The sequence below is a fragment of the Paeniglutamicibacter psychrophenolicus genome, assembly GCF_030812255.1.
Taxonomy (GTDB): domain Bacteria; phylum Actinomycetota; class Actinomycetes; order Actinomycetales; family Micrococcaceae; genus Paeniglutamicibacter; species Paeniglutamicibacter psychrophenolicus_A.
On sequence record NZ_JAUSSH010000007.1, the window covers coordinates 152,371 to 171,815 of the forward strand.

Here is a 19,445-nt window from a genome sequence, read left to right on the forward strand (position 1 = left end):
AGCCCGCTTCTCCGGCACCCGCATGGCGGGAGCAGCCCCGCCGGGGGAGCGGGCATCGCCGTGCCCGGGGCACGGGAGCATCCCGACTCTCGTTCGAGACCACATAAATGGCAGCCTTGCCAGGCAAAGTTTTCCGTCGAGTCTTCCCTGACATGTGGCTTATCCATGAGTCGCGCGGTCGCCCAAGAAGCACGCCGGCGCCTGTTGCATCGGTTCGACGGCACTGTGGCGAAGTTGTCCCATGCGCAGGCAACCGAACACCCCTGAATGGACCTCAACATCGACTGCGCTTGGGGAGGAACCAACGGCTCGTGGGCCGTTCGGGCACCAGGGAATCGATGCGTTCCGTGACGGTTGCATCTGTCCTTGATAGCGTGGCGAGTAGGAATCGATTGTTCTTGCGTCCACGGGGGTACTGAATCATGAAGAGTGCCGTCCCTGCTCAAACCGATGACAGCACCCGCCCGGTTCACGCGACCCTCACGTTCTCCGCGACAATGCCGACTTCACCCTTCGAGCTCTGGGATGCCTTTGCCGATGCGTCGTTGCGTGCTGCGTGGAGTGTGCCGGAGGGCGACCAAATGGTCTATGACCAGTCACAATTCTTCGTCGGCGGTCGTGACGGATATCGGTGCGGGCCAAAGGGCAATATGAACTTCGACGGCCGCGTCGAATACCTCAAGATCGTTCCAGGTCAACTCCTCGTCCATACCGATATGGTCCATTCCGGGGGGACCCCGCTTTCCGCGGCCCTATTGACATGGAGTTTCGTTCCAGCAGGGCATGAAACGCGGCTAGATCTCACGGTCCAGGTGACGTCATTCGTGGGGGCGGCGATGATCGAGGGCAACCGCAACGGCCACGGAATTGCCCTCGCTCAACTGGCCGTTTTCCGACACTGACTTCGTGGCTGTAAGCAGCCTTCCGGTCCGTCTGCCCGGGTTCCCGGAACGGAACACAAATTTTTTCGTTCGAGGGGTGGTTGAAAAACTCATTCCCCACCGAACCAGCGGCGCAGGCGGGATATCCCGTAGTCCTTCTTCTCTTGCGCGATAGTCTCGCTTGCCGCATCGTAGCTGCCGTGGGGCCGGGCACCTGCGGCAAAGGTGATGTTCAGGCGGGCCGCACGATGCGGGCCGAAGGCGACATAGCAGACGCCGTTGCCGTCGTAGCCAAGCGTTCCGGCGGACCGGTTGATGCGTGCGGCAATGGCGTCAACCACCACGACACCCTGCCCCTCGGCGAAGATCCCGGCCTTGGGGGTCCCGACGCTGGTGACATCCCCGATGGCGAACACGTCCGGATAGGAAGTTTGAAGGGTCAGCGGATCCACGGGGATCCAGCCCTCGACAGCCATTCCAGATTCGGCAACCACCTGCGGGACCACGTGCCTGGGCACCCCGAGGAACAGGTCGAAGGGCATGGTGGTGCCGTCGTCCATCACCAGCTCCCTGCTCGCCGGTTCCAGCCGTTCGATCACCTTCTGGGGATGCCAAGCGATGCCACGCTCGGCAAAGGCCGCAATCAGTGCCTCGGAAGCCGCCGGCACCGGCGGCACGGGAGTGCGCAGCGGCATCACCAGGGCGATTTCCGAGCGCTCCCGCAGCCCACGGGAGACCAGCAGGTCATGCACCAGGAATGCCGTCTCGCTGGGTGCCGGCGGGCACTTGAACGGTGTTGAGGTGACGCCGATGACCACCCGGCCGCCGTCGAAGTCGTTCAGCGCCTGGCGCGCGGCCAGCGCGCCGGCAACGCTGTAATACTCATGGCCACACTCCAGGAGTCCGGGTGTCGCCGACGGGTCGAGGTCCGCGCCCAGGGCCACCACCAGGTAATCCGCCTCGAAGGAACCGGAGTCCGTCTCCACGCGCTTGGCCACCGGATCGATGGACACGATGGCGGCTCGCACATGCTTCACGCCGGGCTTGTCGAGCTGGCTGTAGGGGTGGCTGGCTTCCGCCTCGGTGAGCCTGCCGAACATGACATCGAGCTTGGAAAAGCCGAACATGAAGTGCTCGCTGCGGTCGATGAGGGTGACCTCGATGTCGGCACCGAAGCGTTCCGAAAGCCCCGCCGCCACCTCGAGCCCGCCGAAACCGGCACCCAGAACCAAGACCTGCGTAGACATGCGACCAACTCCATTTGTGAGGTGACGAGCTGTCTCCGACGGTATGGCCGACCGGTGCCGTGGTCAAGGCGCCGGCAGGCTGAATCAAAGGAACCTGCTCGGCCCGGGAACGGATCGTTCGTTCACGTCCCTTCGGCACGGCCCCGCTCTGGTAGACACGAAGCAGGGGCCGAAGTGCTATCGGCTGACTATGGAGATGTTCGGGCCGAAATCGACCCGGGCGTTCCCCGCCGGTGATTCGATCTGGATCGTGAGGGGCCCGCGGGCCGGCCGAGACAACTTGTTGGGGAACCAGAGCCGGTCGCGTTGCACAACGATCAGCAGACCGTCATGGCTGCCCATCGAGGCGAAGGTGCTGGAACAGTCGAAGTATTGGGGGATGGCCAACTTCTCGGACAAGGTCGCCACGGTGGCCGGCACGTCCTCGACGCCTATCCCGACTTCACTGATGGACAACAGCTGCGGCATTTCGCCCTTGCCGGTCGTGGTGGAGGCATCGGCGTCGCGGGCGATGAACTCCAGGATGATGCCTTCGGGACCCAGGCAATACCGGGAACGGGATTTCCATTCATCCGAGCCGAGGATGACCTCAGAGCCACCGGCCGGCAGCAGCGGAACGCGTCGGGCCAGCGATGCGTGGGCCACATCAAACTCCGATGGCAGGATTCCAAAGGCGAGGTGGTGGACACCGTCAAAGGCATCCCCGGCACTCAGCATGAGACGGCTTGAACCGATGGCGACCTCCGCGCCGGCGGGAGTCGTTTCGACCGGTAACAGCAGGATGTCGCGGTAGAACTCCACTGCTTGAGGGACGTTGCGGACGGTGAGGGAGACGCTGGGGATTTTCATTTCTGGGATGCCTTCGCTGGGAGGGGGCGCTACGGGATGCCTTCGGGTCAAAAGATTCTCGAGCCAAAACTTCCGGCCAAAAGGATCCGGGGTGATTCGTGTGGCCGCGGGATGCTCGCGCTTCGGTGTGGTGCTGCTCCCTCGCGGAGCTGTTTCCCCAGCAGCCTCAATTTTCGGCGTTGTTCACGGGCGGAGATGGCCAAAGGCTCCGATGCTTGTTCCCGGTGCCCGGCGGCGGCTTGGCCTTCGGTGTGGATCACAGTGGCAGTCATGGGTTTCCTTGGGTTCGTGGGCGTAGGCACCATGGAACTAGGTAAAGCTAGCTTGAGGTCAAGCCGGTGGCGTGCGAGCATGGGCAGATGACCCCCGCCATACCCAGAAGCCTGCTGCCGATCGGCGAAATCGCGAGCCGGGCAGGTTTGTCGGTACCCGCCGTGCGGTACTACGAGTCCCGCAACCTGATCACCTCTGAACGTACCGCCGGCAACAAGCGTGTCTTTCGCCGCTACACCCTGCGGCGGCTTGCCGTCATTGCCGCCGGACAACGCGTGGGCCTTACCTTGGCCGAGATTGCAGAAGCGCTGGCCGAACTCCCCTCGGACAAGGCCCCGACCCAGGACGATTGGCATCAGCTCAGCACGCATTGGGCGCTGTTGGTGGCACGACGTACCCGCCAGCTGGAAAAGCTCCAAGGGTCACTCGACGACTGCATCGGCTGCGGTTGCCTCTCCCTCAAGAAATGCAGTCTCTTCAATCCCCAAGACGAAGCGGCAGCAGAGGGCCCGGGTTCGCGGTGGGTTCGCAGGAGCCTGGAAGGCAACGACGGGGAGGAAGCGCGCGGCTGAACACCGTTCGTTGCTGCCATGGCAATGACGAATCCCGGGGGCGGCTCGTAGGAGGCTCGTCATGCAGTCGGCTCGAATCGATCCATTGATCGTGGCAAAGAGGCCAACTGTGTGTGAGAATCTTCCCATGTCCAGGGAACCAGGGATATGGCGGAACACCACCCATGACTGGGCCATGGAGGTCGACGTTGACCATCTGGAAGGAATCCGGCGCGACCCGACTTTCGAATCACGCAACCGAGACTTGCATTTGGTCCTTGAGGTGCTTGCCTATCCAGCGGACGAGGCCTCGGACCAAGGTGGCGGCTCGGCACTGATCACGCTGCATCCGGACGGTTCGATTTCCGTGGCTGACAACGGGCGGGGAACCGACACCCGGCAGGATACTCATGGTCGCGCCATCAGGAAGCCGGTCATGGCCACGAAGGATCTCAGGTTCTTCGATTCCGCCGACGCACCGTTGCTGCCCGACGGGCAACCTCGCCGAGGCATGTCCGTGGTTGCAGCTTTGAGCACTTGGCTGGTCCACACCAATCGGCGCACACGCGGTTCATGGACCCAGCGGTACGAACGGGGAATTCCCGTGACCGAGCTGATCTCGTTGACGGACAACGGGACGACCGGAACCACGGTGCACTTCCTGCCCGTCCCATCCTTCGCGCCCAACGTCAAGATTTCGGTATCCGAGCTCGAAACCTTGAGCGAGGCTTTCGCTCCGGTTCTCTCCGTTGAGGTTCGAGATTGTCGGTCTTGAAGGCACGATCGGCAACGGCCGACCCGACGTCGCCGCAGGCCGAAGCGCATTTCCCGCAGGGTGGCTCGTTGTCGACATCGAACTGAACGGGTACCAGCCAGTACCGATCCGCGACGCCGGCGTCCAGCCATGATTGAGACATGAATGCAAGGCGGTCCGGGGCGGAGCGGGAGAAGGCCTGGTGTGACTACATGTGCCGTGCAACGGCAGGCCGCTGGAAAACGAGCAAGGCGTCGGCGACCAAATCGTGTGGGTAGCGATCCCAGAGAATCTCCGTGGTGCCCACAAGGGTGAGGTGCTGTCCAAGCGCGCGTTTGCAGTCGCGGATCAAGTGGGTGGTGAGGTCCATGTGGTGGATGTCTGCCAGGTTCCACACCACGAAGCCACCGGGCACTATGACCCGCGCGCATTGGGCCGCGACGAGGCCGAGCTCGGCCAGGTAGCGGTCGTAGTCTCCGTCATTTTTCTCGTAGGCGCTCAGCGGGTCGGGTTCGTGGTTTTCCGCCGTCATATATGGGGGAGACGCGACGATGAGGTTGATGTCTGCGTCGGGCAGGGGCGATTCGGCGCCGCGGACGAGGCGCAGCAGTTCCCTGGCGTCTCCCTCGATGATGTGGGCGCCGGACACCCTTTCGTGCAGGTAGTCCACGCGCTCGGGCAGCAGTTCGATGCCGAGGGCTTCCCGCCCCAGTGCGATGGCCCGGAAGAGGGTGGTGCCGAAACCCGCGAACGGGTCAAAAACCAGGTCGCCGGGCTCGCTGCACCGTTCAATGATGTGGTCCACAATTGCCGAGACCATGTGCACATCTTCGTCGGCGCCCGGCGGTCGCTCGGCCACGAACGTGTCATGCGTTGCGGCCAGTTGCGCATCCAACGGGGATGTGTGGGGCGTACTCTCGATCAAATCTTTTTCAAGTCCTTCATCATGCGAAGTGTACCCGCCGGGGGACGACGTTCATGTACATCTCCATATGTGAGTTGTACACTGGGTTTATGACAAATGTCAGTGTTGCAGATGCCCGGAACAACTTTTCAGACGTGATCGCTCGCTCCCAGAAAGAGGCAGTGTTCATTGAACGCCGCGGAAAGCGTGCCGCTGTTGTTATTAGCCCCTCGTTCTATGAGCGGTTACTCGAAGCACTCGAAGATGCTGAAGATGTCGCCGCCTTCGATGAGGCGATGGCCGAGGAAGGCCCCAATGTTCCTTGGGCTCAGGTGAAGATCGATCTGGGCTGGGCGTGACCTACCGGGTTGAGCTGCGTCCTGCCGCAATTCGTGCGTTGAAGCGAGTTGACCAGCGGGATCGCGACCGCATTCGGGGTGCGATCGTCCTCTTGGGTGAGGAGCCGCGGCCGCCGGGCGCTAGGGCGCTCCAGGGGCGGCCCGGCCTTCGTGTTCGTGTGGGGGACTACCGCATCATTTACACGGTCGATGACAACATCCTTGTTGTCGCGGTGATCACACTCGGTCATCGCCGCAATGTCTACGAACGTTGAGTGCCCACAGGCTGATCCGCGTTCCAGCTACTTCTGGTGGACCGGTGCGGGGTTCCCACTGAGGACAACCGCTCGCAATACAGGCGCCTTGGACGAAATCGACAACACTGCCTGCCGCCGTGTCGGTCCCCCTCGGCACGTTCAGGAGATCCGGCGCGGCCGCGTCCACCAGAACTCGAGCTGGATGTTGTCCGGATCGCGGAACACCAAGGCCGCGCCGTTGGAGGTGTCCTGGGCGGGGGAGTGCACGACACCAAGCGCGGTGAGCTGTTCTTCCCAGGCGTCCAGGTCCGCCCGTTCGGCGACGCTGAACCCGATGTGGTCCAGCCCGACGTTGCGGTCATCGAACCGGGCCACGGGCACCGAGGCGTGCTGGTTGAGTCCGATGACCAGCCCGGTGGCAAGATGCACCAGCACGATCATGATGCGGTTCTCGAAGTCGGCACGGCGCACGCGCCGCAGGCCGAGCACGTCGCAATACCACCGGGCGCTGGACTCGGCATCTGAAACCGACAGGTCGATGTGCGATGGCGTGCCGAAATCGGGCATGGCTTCCTCCTCTTTCCCACTCGAGCATAGCCCCGCAAGGTTGCCCAAGGGAGGGCCGCGCGAGCCTCGGTCGGACAGCAAGACGTCGCGCGCTTCGCGTCCGTTGCACGTGGCCCTCGACAGGTTCATGCTGGAGTCATGGGATTCCTCAAGGCGTCGCGGAACCTGCCAAAACCATTGGCCTACGCCCTTCTGGGCGCCATGTGGTGTGGTCTGCTGGGCGGAGTGGTTGGCTTGCTCGTCGGACTGAGCGTCTATCCACCCACAGCTTGGTTCGCCGTGCTTGAAATCGGCATTCCAGCGGCACTGCTGGGCTTTGTTGCCGGGTTGCTCGTTGGGGCGGCGATGTTGGTCGTGGACAGGGGACATGGCGCCAAGCCAAGCCACTGAACCGGATCGCCGCTGGAACGTCTCACCGCGATTCTTACCGGCCGGGGCGCAGCAACCGTGCCGTGGCGGCCAACTCGTCCGCGGTGGGCCTGGTTGCTGGTGCCTCGACGAATCCGAACCCGTCGTTCTCCACGCGCGGAATGACATGCAGGTGTGCATGGAACACCGATTGCTCGGCAACTTCACCGTTGGACATCAACAGGTTGATGCCCTCGCATGGCAGCGGGGAATCACGCAGGGAATCGGCAACGCGGCGGGCGAGATCGAACATCGCCGCGGACGTCGCCACATCCAGGCCGTGGATGTCGCGCACATGCTTCCGGGGAACCACCAGGGTGTGCCCGGCATTGATGGGTGCCGCGTCAAGGAAGGCAACGCAATGCGCATTCGATGCCACCACGTGCCCCTCGACGTTGCCGGAGGCGATCTCGCAAAAAACGCACTTCTCATCCATGAAGGTGAGCATAGTCCGTGGCCAGGTGCCGGATCGAGGCGCAAGCGCGTGTCCCGGGTCGTGGCCGCGTCATGTTGGCCCGTCGCGGGGAGTCCTTCGTCACAATGGGGGCGCGGTTGTGAATGCTTTCAACGGGCCAAGATATCCTGACCATGTGAAAACTTTTGACACCCTCTTCGCCGAACTCTCCGAGAAGGCCAAGACCCGCCCCGAAGGTTCGCGTACCATCGCCGAACTGGATTCTGGCGTGCATGGCATCGGAAAGAAGGTCGTGGAGGAAGCCGCCGAAGTGTGGATGGCTGCCGAATACGAATCCGACGAGGCCGCCGCCGAAGAAATCTCCCAGCTGCTCTATCACCTGCAGGTGATGATGATCGCCAAGGGCCTGACTCTGCAGGACGTTTACAAGCATCTCTAGCCGCCGCATTCGGGAGACGTCCTTTTCCCGTGCCGCGGCGGCCAACAAACACCCATTTGTTGTCCTCATGCCGTAACACCCCCCCAGAGCCTGAAACGAGAAACGCACCATGCTGCGAGTAGCACTTCCCAACAAGGGAGCCCTGTCCGAAATCGCCTCGACCATGTTGTTGGAGGCCGGATACGTCCAGCGCCGCGACAACCGCGAACTGGTCATGGTCGACCCCGACAACGACGTGGAGTTCTTCTACCTCCGCCCCCGTGACATCGCCGTGTACGTCGGCGGCGGCATCCTCGATGTCGGCATCACCGGACGCGACCTGTACCTCGACGCCGAGGTCAACGACCACGTCGACGAGGTCCTGCCGCTGGGCATCGGCAACGCCGCCTTCCGCTTCGCCGGCCCCGCCGGTTCCTTCACGCACCAGAACGAGCTCAACGGCAAGCGCATCGCCACCAGCTACGACGCCCTGCTGCGCAGCTACCTGATCGAGAACAACATCGACGCCTCGGTGGTCCGCCTCGACGGCGCCGTCGAGTCCTCGGTCCGCCTGGGCGTGGCCGACGCCATCGCCGACGTGGTGGAAACCGGAAACACGCTCAAGGCCGCGGGCATGGAGGTCTTCGGGGACCCCATCCTGAAGTCCGAAGCCGTGCTCATCGGCCGCACCGGCCGCACCCCGGCCGGCCTGGAGGTCCTCAAGCGCCGGCTCACCGGCGTGCTGGTGGCCCGCCGCTACGTCATGCTCGACTACGACGTGCGCCGGGACCTTGTCGACGAGGCCACCCGGCTGACCCCGGGCCTGGAATCCCCGACGGTGTCCCCGCTGCAGGACTCGGACTGGGTCGCCGTGCGCGCGATGGTCAAGAAGAGCCACACCAACAACATCATGGATGAGCTGTACAACATCGGCGCCCGCGCCATCCTTGTCACCAACATCCACGCCTGCCGCATCTAGCAAGGCACCCCAGCGCAGTACCCCTCGAAGAACACCGCTCTTCACTACTTTTCCAGGAGTTGATCCTTCATGACTGTTGCGATCCGTGTGATCCCATGCCTCGACGTGGACAACGGCCGAGTCGTCAAGGGAGTGAACTTCGAGGGGCTGCGTGATGCCGGCGACCCGGTGGAACTGGCCAAGCGCTACAACGCCGCGGGCGCCGACGAGATCACCTTCCTCGACGTCACGGCTTCCTCGGGCAACCGCGAGACCACCTATGACGTGGTCGCCAAGACCGCCGAGGAAATTTTCATCCCGCTGACCGTCGGCGGCGGCGTGCGCGCCGTCGAGGACGTGGACCGCCTGCTGCGCGCCGGGGCCGACAAGGCCTCGATCAACACCGCGGCCGTCGACCGCCCCGAGGTCATCAACGAAATCACCCAGCGCTTTGGTTCCCAGGTCCTGGTGCTCTCCCTTGATGCCCGCCGCACCGACAACCCGGACGTGGCCTCGGGCTTCGAGGTGACCACCCACGGTGGGCGCACCGGCACCGGCCGTTGCGCCGTGGCCTGGGCCAAGGAAGCGGCCGAGCGCGGCGTGGGCGAGATCCTGTTGAACTCGATCGACGCCGACGGCACCAAGGACGGATTCGACCTGGAAATGATCCGTGCCGTGCGCGCGGCTGTCACCGTGCCGCTGATCGCCTCGGGCGGCGCCGGTGGACCCGAACACTTTCCTCCGGCCATTGCCGCCGGGGCGGATGCGGTGCTTGCCGCCTCCATCTTCCACTTTGGCCCGGACGACATGATCAAGCAGGTCAAGGACGCCATCCGTGAAGCCGGTTTCCCGGTCCGCTGACCCCGTGCCCCTGGACGAAACCATGTCCAGGGGCTGGCAGGCACTGACAGAAGAACCCGTTGACGGCTGGAGGTGCCGGTTTTCCGGTGGCGTGACCAAGCGCGCGAACTCGGTGCTGCCGCTGTCGGAGCCGTGCGACGTAGCCGCGGCGATCTCAGCGGCCGAGGACCGCTATGCCGGCAAGGCCCTGCCCGCCGTTTTCCAGGTCAGCCCGGACTCCCTGCCGACGGATCTCGATGCACTCTTGGCCGAACGCGGCTACCTGCTGGATTCGCCCACCCTGGTCCAGTACCTGCCCCTGGAGGACTCCGGCAACCAGCCGCCTGTTCCCGTCGATGCGCGCATCGAGCTGTCCGGACTACCCAGCGAGGGGTGGCTCAATGCCTTCTGGGAGGTCGAAGGGCCGCACGGTGCACCGCAGCAAGGCATCAGCCGCGACATCCTGGCCAACACCGATTCCATCTATGCCTCGTTGGCCGTCGACGGCGCCATCGAGGCCGTGGCCCGGCTGGCACTGGTCGGGAACCTGGGCGGTATCTATTCCGTGGCCACCCGCGAAGCGTTCCGCTCCCGCGGCCACGGACGCGCGGTGGTGCGGGCCCTGCTCGTCGAGGCATCTAGGCTGCAACTGGCGGGAGTGTGGCTGCAGGTCGTCGAATCAAACCTCGTGGCCCGTGCGCTCTACGAATCCATGGGCTTTGAAAGTGTTTCCCGCTACCACTACCGGGTGGGGCCCGCCGCCCGTCGGTGACGATCCGGTGTCATGGCACGGAGCGGATCCGGACCCGATTTCTCACGCTGTCCTGGAAGGCTCTTCCTGCTGCGTGGAATTCCCCTGGAGCTGGAACCCGGCCAACAGTAGCTCAAGGCCGTACTCGAAGGTCATCCACGCCCTGTCCTGTACTGCCAGCCCCGCCTCCAGCGCGGCATTCAGGGCCGCAGAGTTCTCCTCGGCGGATTCCCAGACCTGGGACGGGGCAGCGGCATCCAGCGCCGAGCCCAGCACAAAGGAGTCCAGCACGGTGATCGCAGCCAGCGAGTCCGCCGCGCTGAAGCCGCCGGCCGCGAAGGCCCTGGCCAGCAGGTCGTAGACCCGCAAGGTCCCCTCGTCCCGCACGGTGTGCGCCGTGAACAGGGGAATCAGTTTAGGGTGCTTGGCATAGGAGCGCATGTACCCCTTGGCGATCTGACGCAAGGTGTCCACCCAGTCGCCGCCGGGCTCCGGCAGCTCGATCTCGCCCATGGCCGCCCCGCGCATCATTTCCACGATGTCGTCCTTGGACGCGACGTGGTTGTAGAGCGAGGAGGGGCTGACTCCCATGGCCTTGGCCAGCTGCGGGATGGTGAACTCGCCGTGATTGTCCACCAGGGAGAGCGCCGCATCGGCAATGGCGGGAGCGGATAGCTTGGGGCTGCGTGGGCGGGCCATGTGGTGTTGCTCCTGGGATCGCGGGGGAATGCTGGCACAACAAGTCTAACGAATCAAATTCGTTTTACCCCTTGCGCCGCGTGATCCAAGCCACCATAATTAAACGAATTAGATTCGTTTACTGTGACGGTGATGTCCGCAGGCGCCACTTCCGGCCCGGTGATAAGCATCGGTCACACACCAAGCACTTGCAGGAGAACCACCATGAGCTGGACCATGCCCGCCGAGACCTCGGCCCAGAAACGCGTGTGGATGGCCTTCCCTCACGAGGGGTACACCCTCGGGGAGACCGAATCCGAGGCCCACGCGGCCCGCAGCACCTGGGCCAACGTCGCCCACTCCGTGGCGGAGTTCGCCCCGGTGGTCATGGTGGTGGACCCGGAAGACACCCACATCGCCGCACGGTACCTCGACGAGCGCATCGAGATCCGCACCGCGGAACTCAATGATGCCTGGATGCGTGACATCGGCCCCACCTTCGTCACCAATGCCGCGGGCGAACTGGCGGCCGTCGACTGGGTCTTCAACGGCTGGGGTGCCCAGGGATGGGCGGCCTGGGACAAGGACGAAAAGATCGGTGCGGCGGTGGCCGCCTGGGCCGGGGCGCCGCGCATCGCCTCGAACCTTGTCAACGAGGGCGGGGCCATCCACGTGGACGGCGAGGGCACCGTGCTGGCCACCGAATCGGTCCAGCTGGACCCGGGGCGCAACCCCGGGACCACCAAGGAAGAGGTCGAGGCCGAGTTCGCCCGCACGCTGGGTGCCACCAAGGTGCACTGGCTGCCGCGCGGCCTGGCCCGCGACACCGAGGAGTTCGGCACCCGCGGCCACGTGGATATCGTTGCCACGATCCCCTCCCCGGGCACCGTGCTCATCCACTCCCAGCAAAACCCGGAACACCCGGATTATGCGATCTGCCAGGAACTGATCTCCACCTTCCACGGAGCCTCCGACGCCAAGGGCCGCGAATTCAACGTCATCGAGGTCCCGGCCCCCACCGTGCTGCGCGACGCGGAGGGCTTCGTGGACTACAGCTACATCAACCACCTGGTCATCAACGACGGCGTGGTGGCCTGCACCTTCGACGACCCGAACGACGAAGCGGCCCTTGCCGTGCTGGCCGCGGCCTACCCGGGGCGGAAGGTCGTGGGCGTGGATGCCCGGGAGCTCTACGCCCGCGGCGGCGGCATCCACTGCATCACCCAGCAGGAACCAGTGGCATTGGTGCGCAAGCCATGAGCCTGTCCACCGCGCGGCGTACCCAGGCGCCCCTCCCGTCCTCCGACACCGGCCTGGTCCGCTCCAAGGGCCTGGCCTCCGGCCAGCTCGGGCTCTTCGCCGCGGTCATGATCGGGATCTCCACCATCGCCCCGGCCTACGTGCTGACCTCCTCGCTGGGTCCCACGGTCCAGGCGATCGGCACCCAGCTGCCGGCGATCTTCATCATCGGGTTCATCCCGATGTTCCTGGTCGCCCTGGCCTACCGCGAACTGAACGCCGACACCCCCGACTCGGGGACCACCTTCACCTGGGTCTCCCAGGCCTTCGGCCCGGTGCTGGGCTGGCTGGGAGGATGGGGGCTGCTGGCCGCCAACATCATCGTGCTTTCCAACCTTGCCGGGGTGGCCGTTGACTTCTTCTACCTCTTCCTGGCCCAGGTAACCGGAAACCCCGCGCTGGCCGAGCTGGCGAACAACAAGCTGCTCAACGTTGCCACCTGCCTGGTGTTCGTGGGTGCCGCGGTGTGGATCGCCTGCCGCGGGCTGACCACCACCCGCATCGTGCAGTACGTGCTGGTCGGTTTCCAGCTGGCCGTGCTGGCCTGGTTCACCATCGGGGCCGTCACCAAGGCCGCCGCGCAGCCCGGACACCTGGCCTTTGACGCCTCCTGGTTCAACCCGATGCACATCGATTCCTTCTCCGCCTTCGCCGTGGGGTTGAGCCTGTCGATCTTTGCGTTCTGGGGTTGGGACGTGTGCCTGACCATGAACGAGGAAACCAAAAACGGTGAGAAGACCTCCGGCCGCGCCGCCGCGCTCACGGCCATCGGCGTGCTGGCGATCTACCTGCTCGGCTCGATCGCCATGCTGATGTTCGCCGGCATCGGGGAGAGCGGGCTGGGCCTGCGCAATCCGGAGAATGCGGAGAACGTGTTCACCTCCATCGCCACCCCTGTCATGGGGCCGTTCGCGGTCCTGCTCTCGCTGGCAGTGCTCTCTTCCTGCGCAGCGTCACTGCAGTCCACCATGATCTCCCCGGCCCGCTCGCTGCTGGCCATCTCCCACCACGGGGCGCTGCCCAAGCAATTCGCGTCGATCAACAGGTTCAAGTCCCCGGCCTTCGCCACCGTGGTCGCCGGAGGCGTCTCGGCAGGCTTCTACGCGCTGATGCGCGTGCTGAGCAACAATGTCTTGAACGACACCATCCTGGCGTTGGGCATGATGATCTGCTTCTACTACGGGCTCACCGCCCTGGCCTGTGTCTGGTACTTCAGGCACACGGCCCTGGACTCGGTGCGCAACTTCGCGCTGCGCCTGCTGGCCCCGCTGCTCGGCGGCATCGCGCTGGTGGCGGTGTTCATCCAGACAGCCGTCGATTCCTGGGACCCGGCGTACGGTTCGGGCTCGGAGATCTTCGGGGTCGGACTGGTCTTCGTGATCGGCGTGGGCATCATTGCCCTCGGTGCGTTGTTCTTGGTGGGGGCGGCGGCACGCCGTCCGGAGTTCTTCTCGGGGCGCAGCCTGCCCCGCAAGGCACCTGGCTCGGCCAAGGACCGGGTCTAACCACCACCCGGGTCGATCCGGCACCGCATACATTCCCGTCTGTTCGCCCCCAATGGGGGCGAACAGACAAATCCAGAAAGCATTAGTTACCCTCATGAAACGACAGTTCACCATCCACGAAGCGTCCATCGAGGAGACCTTGCACGCCCTCGAAGCCGGCCAGGTGAGCGCCGTCGAGCTGGTCGCCGCCCACCTGGCCCGCATCGGGCGCTTTGACAGGTCCACGGTGAGGCTCAATGCGGTGCCGGTGCTGAACCCCAACGTCTTTGCCCAGGCCGCGGCCTCGGATGCGCGGCGGCGCGCAGGGAAGGCCGGGTCCCTGGAAGGAGTGCCGTTCACCGTCAAGGACAGCTACATGGTCGCCGGGCTCACCGTGGCCTCCGGCTCACCGGCCTTCAAGGACCTCGTGGCCCAGCACGACGCATTCACCTTGGCCCGCATCCGCGAGGCCGGGGGAGTGCTGCTGGGCAAGACCAACATGCCTCCCATGGCCGACGGCGGCATGCAGCGCGGTCTCTACGGACGCGCCGAAAGCCCCTACAACACCAACTACCTCGCCGCTGCCTACGCGTCGGGCTCGTCCAACGGCTCGGCGGTCGCCACCGCTGCCAGCATGGGGGTCTTTGGCATGGGGGAGGAAACGGTGTCCTCGGGCCGCAGTCCCGCCTCCAACAACGGGCTGTGCGCCTACACTCCCTCGCGCGGGGTCATCTCGATCCGCGGCAACTGGCCGTTGTTCCCGACCCGCGACGTCGTGGTCCCGCACACCCGTTCCATGGATGACATGTTCCGGCTGCTGGACGTGGTCGTCGCCGACGACCCCAAGACCGCGGGGGATTTCTGGCGCGACCAAGAGGCCGTCGAACTGCCTGCCGCCTCGTCCGTGCGCCCCGAAAGCTACGCAAGACTGGCCGATGCCGACGCCTTGAAGGGCAGGCGCTTCGGGGTGCCGCGGATGTACCTGGGGCAGGAGCCCATGTTCCCGATCCGCGTGCGCCCCAGCGTACTGGCGCTCTGGGCGGCAGCCCGCAAACGGCTCGAGGACCTCGGGGCCACGGTCGTCGAGGTCGACTTCCCGGTCATCGAAAAATACGAGGGCGACACCCCGGGCGGAGAGCAGCTCGGCGCCCTCGGCGTGCTGCCCGAGGGATGGATGGATATCGAATTCAACGAGATCCTCTCCCACGGCTGGGACACGTTCCTGCGCGAAAACAACGACCCGGCACTGAACCGCCTGGCCGATGTAGACCACGCCAGGATCTTCCCCGCGCCCGCGGGGTCGTTGCCCGACCGCTACGACGAGGTCGCGGACTACGAGAACCGATACCGCGACGTGGTGCAGCTGGCGGCCGACGGCCTGCCCGAACTGGCCGACCTGCCCGGATTCGCCCGGGGGCTCAAGGCCCTTGAGGCCCTGCGCAAGGAACTGTTCGAGGACTGGCTCACCGAGCACCACCTCGACGGGGTGCTCTTCCCCGCCAACTCCGATGTCGGCGCCGCCACCGCAGACATCGAGAAGGAAGCGGCCGACAAGGCTTGGGAAAACGGGATCTTCTTCTCCAACGGCAACTACGCGATGCGCCACTTCGGCATCCCGTCCATCACCGTGGCCATGGGCACGATGGACGACATCGGCATGCCGGTGGGGCTCACGTTCGCCGGTCCGGCCTATGCGGACAACGCGATCCTCGGATGGGGCTGGGCCTTTGAGCATGCAGGCACCCTGCGCACGGCCCCTGCGTTCGCTCCCGGGCTGCCCGGGGACCGGAGCTGGTCAGATAGCCCTGCAGGCACATGGACCGAAACGCCGGAAATATCCATCACGGCAGGGGTGGACCCCGCAAGCCAGCACGAGGGCGCCCGGCACGTGCTTCTTGAGGGCAGCGTCCGGGCCCCGCAGTGCGCCGCGCTCCGGCTGACTGTCAATGGCGAACCGGCGGCGGTCCTGCGCGAAGGAACAACATGGAGGGCCACTGCGGTCCTGCCTGCGGCGGCGGAACCGGCTGCCGTCGGGTCGAACCCGGCCGGGCGTAGCCTGGCGGTTATCCATGTGGTGGCAGGCGGAGGACTGGCGGCCGGGGCCTATACGGAGATCTAGGCCCCCGCGGCCTGGTGTCCTGCTAGAGCGAGACCGACAGCAGGGCGATGGCTTCCTGGGCGCCCTCGAACGTCACCAGGGCCTCTTCGCGGCGTCCGGAGGCATGCAGCAACAGCTCGCCCGCGCGCCCGGTGATGGCCACCGAGGTGCTGGACTTGCGCGCCACGTGGCGCCGGCCGTCTGGCAGCACCAGGATGATCCCGACATCGACTCCGCGGTAGTAGTGCGCGGCCCGGCGCACCAGATCCTCCCACAGCAGGTCTTCGTACCTGGAGTCGAGCGCACGCGGAACCCAGCGGTCGCCCGCACGGCGGACGTCCTCGGTGTGGATGAAGAACTCGGAGAGGTTCGCGGCATGGTCCATGCGGGGCACCGACAGCGGGGAGATCCTCGGGGCGCCGGCCTTGAATTCATCCACGATCGAGGCGTAGGCATTGCGATCCAGCGCGCGATCGGCGCGGCGGGAAAGTTCGGCCTCCATGCGGTGCGCCAGGGGCTTCAGCACCAGGCCCGCGGCCAGCAGCGACTGCTCCCGCAGCACCAGGTGCGCGGCCAGGTGCCGGGTCTCCCATCCTGCGCACAGGGTGGGGGCCGTTGGCCCTGCCGCCAGCAGGACTTCGGCCAATACTTCACGCGAGGCTGGTACGAAATGCATCACTTCGAAACTAACACGTTCGGAGGCACTTGGAGCCCCTGTGTCGCGCCCGGGTCGCGGCATCTGTGGCCAAATCGTCACCGGGGGTCGCACCCACGTGGGTCGGCCCGCGTTTTGCCGCCCGTGGCACTAGACTGGTGTGGATGTCGCAGAACCCAGCCTTCGCCGCCCCCGCCTCCGTTGACGGGAAATTGTCCGCGCAGATTTCCGCCGCCCTGAAGAAGGACGACGCCGGATTGGTGGCCGCCGTCATCCAGCAGCACGGCACCGGTGAGGTGCTGATGCTCGGATGGATGGACGAGGAGGCACTGCGCCGCACCCTGACCACCGGGCGGGTGACCTTCTGGTCCCGCTCGCGCCAGGAATACTGGCGCAAGGGCGACACCTCCGGGCACTCCCAGCTGGTCCGCTCCGTGGCCCTTGACTGCGACGGAGACGCCCTGCTGGTGGTCGTCGACCAGATCGGCGCCGCCTGCCACACCGGGACGCGCACGTGCTTCGACGGCCGCGAACTGCCCGCCGTCGTGGGCCGCCGCGTTTCCTGATTTTCCCCCCGCTCGACTCCGTACACGCAAGGACCATTCTTCGCTCATGCAAGCTCTCGGCGCCCTGACCCCCACCCGCGAGCAATTCCGCGCGCTCGCCGCGGAACGCCGCGTCGTTCCCGTAAGCATGAGGGTGCTGGCCGATGCGCTGACACCCATCTCCATCTACCGCCGGCTGGCGGACGGCCGCCCCGGAACCTTCCTGATGGAATCCGCGGCCGCCGGGGGAGTGTGGTCGCGCTACTCCTTCATCGGCGTGAACTCGCCCGCCACGCTGACCACCCTGGACGGCAAGGCCCACTGGCAGGGCACCCCGCCGGCGGGCATGCCCACCGAGGGCAACCCGGTCGAGGTGCTGCGCGACACCGTCCGCGCCCTGCGCACCGAAGCGCTGCACGGGCTGCCGCCGCTGACCAGCGGCATGGTCGGCTTCATCGGCTGGGAGGCCGTGCGCCACTGGGAAAAGCTGCCCAACCCGCCGGCCGACGACCTGCACCTGCCCGAGCTGGCCATGAACCTGGTCGGCGACATGGCCGTGCACGACAACACCGACGGCACCCTGACGCTGATCGCCAACGCCATCAACTTCAACGGCACCACCGAGGGTGTCGACGGCGCCTACGACCACGCCGTGGCGCGCCTGGGCGAGATGCTCGAGGCGCTCGGCGAGGCGGCGGACAACCCGGTCTCGGTGCTCTCGGGCACCGACGTCCCGGCCGAAGAGCTGATGAACGCCGTCACCCACTCCTGGGACGAGGACTCCTACCGCCGGGCGGTGCTGCGCGGCAAGGAAGCCATCGTCGACGGCGAGGTCTTCCAGGTGGTCGTCTCCCGCCGCTTCGAGCTCGAGACCCACGCCGACCCGCTGGACGTGTACCGGATCCTGCGCGGCACCAACCCCAGCCCCTACATGTACCTGTTCTCGCTGCAGGATGCCCACGGCAAGGGCTACTCGATCGTCGGTTCCTCGCCCGAGGCGCTGGTCACCGTCAACGACGACCACGTGGTCACCCACCCGATCGCCGGCTCGCGCCCGCGCGGGGCCAACTACGAGGACGACCAGCTGCACGAAAAGAACCTGCTGGCCGACGAGAAGGAACGCGCCGAGCACCTGATGCTGGTGGACCTCTCGCGCAACGACCTGTCCAAGGTCTGCGTCCCGGGCTCGGTCGAGGTCACCCAGTTCATGGAGGTCGAGCGCTTCAGCCACATCATGCACCTGGTCTCCAACGTGGTCGGCAAGCTGCAGCCAGGCACCGACGGCTACGACGTGCTCGCCGCGACCTTCCCGGCCGGCACGCTGTCCGGGGCCCCGAAGCCGCGGGCACTCTCGCTGCTCGACGAGCTCGAACCCTACCGCCGCGGCATCTACGGCGGGGTGGTGGGCTACCTGGACTTCACCGGGGACATGGACATGGCCATCGCCATCCGCTCCGCGCTGATCAAGGGCAACCGCGCCTACGTGCAGGCCGGCGGCGGCATCGTCGCCGACTCCGACCTGGACGCCGAGGCACTGGAAACCATCAACAAGTCGGCCGCACCCCTGCGCGCCGTCTGGGCCGCCGGGACCATGGCGCCGGCACAAGTGGACGGCACCAACACATGAGCACCACAACGAAACCCCGCCGCAGTTCCAAGCGCTCCGTGATGCTGCTGGGGCTGCTCGGCGCGGTGCTGGCGCTGGCCACCAGCACCCGGACCTGGATCAACGTCCAGCCCGAGGTCGGCTCCGTGAAGATCCCGCTGATCCAGATCGCGGGCTCCGATGCCGCCACCGCCGTGGCCGCGCTGGCCGTGGTGGCCCTGGCCGGCTCGCTGGCCGCGATGATCGCGGGGAAAATTGCCCGCTACATCATCGCCGCGATCCTGCTGCTGGCAGGAGGCGGCATCGCCGGCGCCGGCATCTCGGTGCTCGCCGATCCCGTGTTTGCCGCCGCCACCAAGGTCGGGGAAGCCACCGGGTTGAACACCTCCGGCGGCGACTACGACCTGACCCCCTGGCCCTGGTTCGCGGTGCTGGCCGGCGCGATCCTCGTGGCCAGCGCGTTGCTGCTGGGCATCACCGGCCGGAACTGGGCCGGGTCGCGCAAGTACGCCCGCGACGCGGTGGCAACCGCGCCCGGGACCACGGCGGCCGAGCCGACGGGGCAGATCGATGAGATCTCCGGCTGGGACTCGCTCTCCCGGGGGGATGATCCCACCGGCTGATGCGCACACACTGCGCAACATGGCATGCCATCGCCTTAAAGAATGG

Annotated in this window: 23 protein-coding genes; 16 read left to right on the forward strand and 7 right to left on the reverse strand. The window is 65.8% G+C overall.

Annotated features, from left to right (window positions below; all coding sequences use genetic code 11):
- Positions 1–422: 422 nt before the first annotated feature.
- Entirely contained in the window at positions 423–902 is a 480-nt protein-coding gene (locus J2T21_RS11780; protein ID WP_307581553.1) for an SRPBCC domain-containing protein, read from the forward strand.
- A gap of 89 nt (positions 903–991) precedes the next feature.
- Here J2T21_RS11780 and J2T21_RS11785 read toward each other — a convergent pair whose 3' ends face one another.
- Together J2T21_RS11785 and J2T21_RS11790 are read right to left on the reverse strand one after the other, a co-directional pair.
- The gene (locus J2T21_RS11785; RefSeq protein WP_307581554.1) at positions 992–2,128 is read right to left on the reverse strand and encodes an NAD(P)/FAD-dependent oxidoreductase; all 1,137 of its coding nucleotides are present in this window, start codon (positions 2,126–2,128) and stop codon (positions 992–994) included.
- A 177-nt stretch (positions 2,129–2,305) separates the two neighbouring features.
- Complete coding sequence (locus J2T21_RS11790; RefSeq protein WP_307581555.1) at positions 2,306–2,977, reverse strand: VOC family protein; 672 nt, start codon at positions 2,975–2,977, stop codon at positions 2,306–2,308.
- Between the two features lie 359 nt (positions 2,978–3,336).
- On the opposite strand from J2T21_RS11790, the gene soxR reads away from it, so the two are divergent.
- Together soxR and J2T21_RS11800 are read left to right on the forward strand one after the other, a co-directional pair.
- Positions 3,337–3,822, forward strand: a complete 486-nt coding sequence (soxR, locus tag J2T21_RS11795; protein WP_307581556.1) for a redox-sensitive transcriptional activator SoxR — start codon at positions 3,337–3,339, stop codon at positions 3,820–3,822.
- Between the two features lie 127 nt (positions 3,823–3,949).
- Entirely contained in the window at positions 3,950–4,576 is a 627-nt protein-coding gene (locus tag J2T21_RS11800) for an ATP-binding protein (RefSeq protein WP_307581557.1), read from the forward strand.
- 187 nt (positions 4,577–4,763) lie between these two features.
- Here the strand turns inward: J2T21_RS11800 and J2T21_RS11805 are convergent, their stop codons facing one another.
- Positions 4,764–5,375, reverse strand: a complete 612-nt coding sequence (locus J2T21_RS11805; RefSeq protein WP_307581558.1) for a DNA methyltransferase — start codon at positions 5,373–5,375, stop codon at positions 4,764–4,766.
- A gap of 194 nt (positions 5,376–5,569) precedes the next feature.
- Between J2T21_RS11805 and J2T21_RS11810 the strand changes: the two genes are divergently transcribed.
- Together J2T21_RS11810 and J2T21_RS11815 are read left to right on the forward strand one after the other, a co-directional pair.
- Positions 5,570–5,818 (forward strand): type II toxin-antitoxin system Phd/YefM family antitoxin, encoded by a 249-nt coding sequence (locus J2T21_RS11810; protein WP_307581559.1) that lies wholly within the window; start codon positions 5,570–5,572, stop codon positions 5,816–5,818.
- The gene (locus J2T21_RS11815; protein ID WP_307581560.1) at positions 5,815–6,072 is read left to right on the forward strand and encodes a type II toxin-antitoxin system RelE family toxin; all 258 of its coding nucleotides are present in this window, start codon (positions 5,815–5,817) and stop codon (positions 6,070–6,072) included. The genes J2T21_RS11810 and J2T21_RS11815 overlap by 4 nt, the downstream gene beginning before the upstream one ends.
- Positions 6,073–6,213: 141 nt before the next feature.
- Here J2T21_RS11815 and J2T21_RS11820 read toward each other — a convergent pair whose 3' ends face one another.
- On the reverse strand, positions 6,214–6,621 hold the full coding sequence (locus tag J2T21_RS11820; RefSeq protein ID WP_307581561.1) for a VOC family protein: 408 nt from the start codon (positions 6,619–6,621) through the stop codon (positions 6,214–6,216).
- A 138-nt stretch (positions 6,622–6,759) separates the two neighbouring features.
- On the opposite strand from J2T21_RS11820, the gene J2T21_RS11825 reads away from it, so the two are divergent.
- Positions 6,760–7,011 carry a hypothetical protein gene (locus J2T21_RS11825; protein ID WP_307581562.1) on the forward strand — a complete coding sequence of 84 codons (252 nt, stop codon included), beginning with the start codon at positions 6,760–6,762 and terminating at the stop codon, positions 7,009–7,011.
- 34 nt (positions 7,012–7,045) lie between these two features.
- Here J2T21_RS11825 and J2T21_RS11830 read toward each other — a convergent pair whose 3' ends face one another.
- The gene (locus J2T21_RS11830; RefSeq protein ID WP_307581563.1) at positions 7,046–7,465 is read right to left on the reverse strand and encodes an HIT family protein; all 420 of its coding nucleotides are present in this window, start codon (positions 7,463–7,465) and stop codon (positions 7,046–7,048) included.
- Between the two features lie 154 nt (positions 7,466–7,619).
- Here J2T21_RS11830 and J2T21_RS11835 point away from each other — a divergent pair, with 154 nt between their 5' ends.
- From J2T21_RS11835 to J2T21_RS11850, 4 genes are all read left to right on the forward strand, one after another.
- A complete protein-coding gene (locus J2T21_RS11835) occupies positions 7,620–7,883 on the forward strand; it encodes a phosphoribosyl-ATP diphosphatase (protein WP_071213339.1) in 264 nt (87 codons plus the stop codon).
- A gap of 109 nt (positions 7,884–7,992) precedes the next feature.
- Complete coding sequence (gene hisG, locus J2T21_RS11840) at positions 7,993–8,841, forward strand: ATP phosphoribosyltransferase (RefSeq protein WP_307581564.1); 849 nt, start codon at positions 7,993–7,995, stop codon at positions 8,839–8,841.
- Positions 8,842–8,910: 69 nt separating this feature from the next.
- Positions 8,911–9,681 (forward strand): imidazole glycerol phosphate synthase subunit HisF, encoded by a 771-nt coding sequence (hisF, locus tag J2T21_RS11845; RefSeq protein ID WP_307581565.1) that lies wholly within the window; start codon positions 8,911–8,913, stop codon positions 9,679–9,681.
- Entirely contained in the window at positions 9,656–10,432 is a 777-nt protein-coding gene (locus J2T21_RS11850) for a GNAT family N-acetyltransferase (RefSeq protein WP_307581566.1), read from the forward strand. The genes hisF and J2T21_RS11850 overlap by 26 nt, the downstream gene beginning before the upstream one ends.
- 42 nt (positions 10,433–10,474) lie before the next feature.
- Here J2T21_RS11850 and J2T21_RS11855 read toward each other — a convergent pair whose 3' ends face one another.
- Positions 10,475–11,110, reverse strand: coding sequence for a TetR/AcrR family transcriptional regulator (locus tag J2T21_RS11855; protein ID WP_307581567.1), 636 nt, complete (start codon positions 11,108–11,110; stop codon positions 10,475–10,477).
- A gap of 204 nt (positions 11,111–11,314) precedes the next feature.
- Between J2T21_RS11855 and J2T21_RS11860 the strand changes: the two genes are divergently transcribed.
- The 3 genes from J2T21_RS11860 (at position 11,315) to J2T21_RS11870 (ending at position 15,991) form a co-directional block, all read left to right on the forward strand.
- Positions 11,315–12,349: an agmatine deiminase family protein gene (locus J2T21_RS11860; protein WP_307581568.1), complete on the forward strand. Its 1,035-nt coding sequence runs from the start codon at positions 11,315–11,317 to the stop codon at positions 12,347–12,349.
- Complete coding sequence (locus J2T21_RS11865; RefSeq protein WP_307581569.1) at positions 12,346–13,893, forward strand: APC family permease; 1,548 nt, start codon at positions 12,346–12,348, stop codon at positions 13,891–13,893. The genes J2T21_RS11860 and J2T21_RS11865 overlap by 4 nt, the downstream gene beginning before the upstream one ends.
- A 94-nt stretch (positions 13,894–13,987) precedes the next feature.
- On the forward strand, positions 13,988–15,991 hold the full coding sequence (locus tag J2T21_RS11870; protein ID WP_307581570.1) for an amidase: 2,004 nt from the start codon (positions 13,988–13,990) through the stop codon (positions 15,989–15,991).
- 22 nt (positions 15,992–16,013) lie between these two features.
- Here J2T21_RS11870 and J2T21_RS11875 read toward each other — a convergent pair whose 3' ends face one another.
- Positions 16,014–16,646 (reverse strand): TIGR03085 family metal-binding protein, encoded by a 633-nt coding sequence (locus J2T21_RS11875; protein ID WP_307581571.1) that lies wholly within the window; start codon positions 16,644–16,646, stop codon positions 16,014–16,016.
- A gap of 143 nt (positions 16,647–16,789) precedes the next feature.
- Here J2T21_RS11875 and hisI point away from each other — a divergent pair, with 143 nt between their 5' ends.
- Genes hisI through J2T21_RS11890 form a run of 3 tightly spaced genes read left to right on the forward strand, consistent with a single transcriptional unit; the run spans position 16,790 to position 19,399 of the window.
- Positions 16,790–17,191, forward strand: coding sequence for a phosphoribosyl-AMP cyclohydrolase (hisI, locus tag J2T21_RS11880; protein ID WP_071213331.1), 402 nt, complete (start codon positions 16,790–16,792; stop codon positions 17,189–17,191).
- A gap of 46 nt (positions 17,192–17,237) precedes the next feature.
- Positions 17,238–18,797, forward strand: coding sequence for an anthranilate synthase component I (locus J2T21_RS11885; protein ID WP_307581572.1), 1,560 nt, complete (start codon positions 17,238–17,240; stop codon positions 18,795–18,797).
- Entirely contained in the window at positions 18,794–19,399 is a 606-nt protein-coding gene (locus J2T21_RS11890; protein ID WP_307581573.1) for a Trp biosynthesis-associated membrane protein, read from the forward strand. Before J2T21_RS11885 ends, J2T21_RS11890 begins: the two co-directional genes overlap by 4 nt.
- The last annotated feature ends 46 nt before the right edge of the window (positions 19,400–19,445 follow it).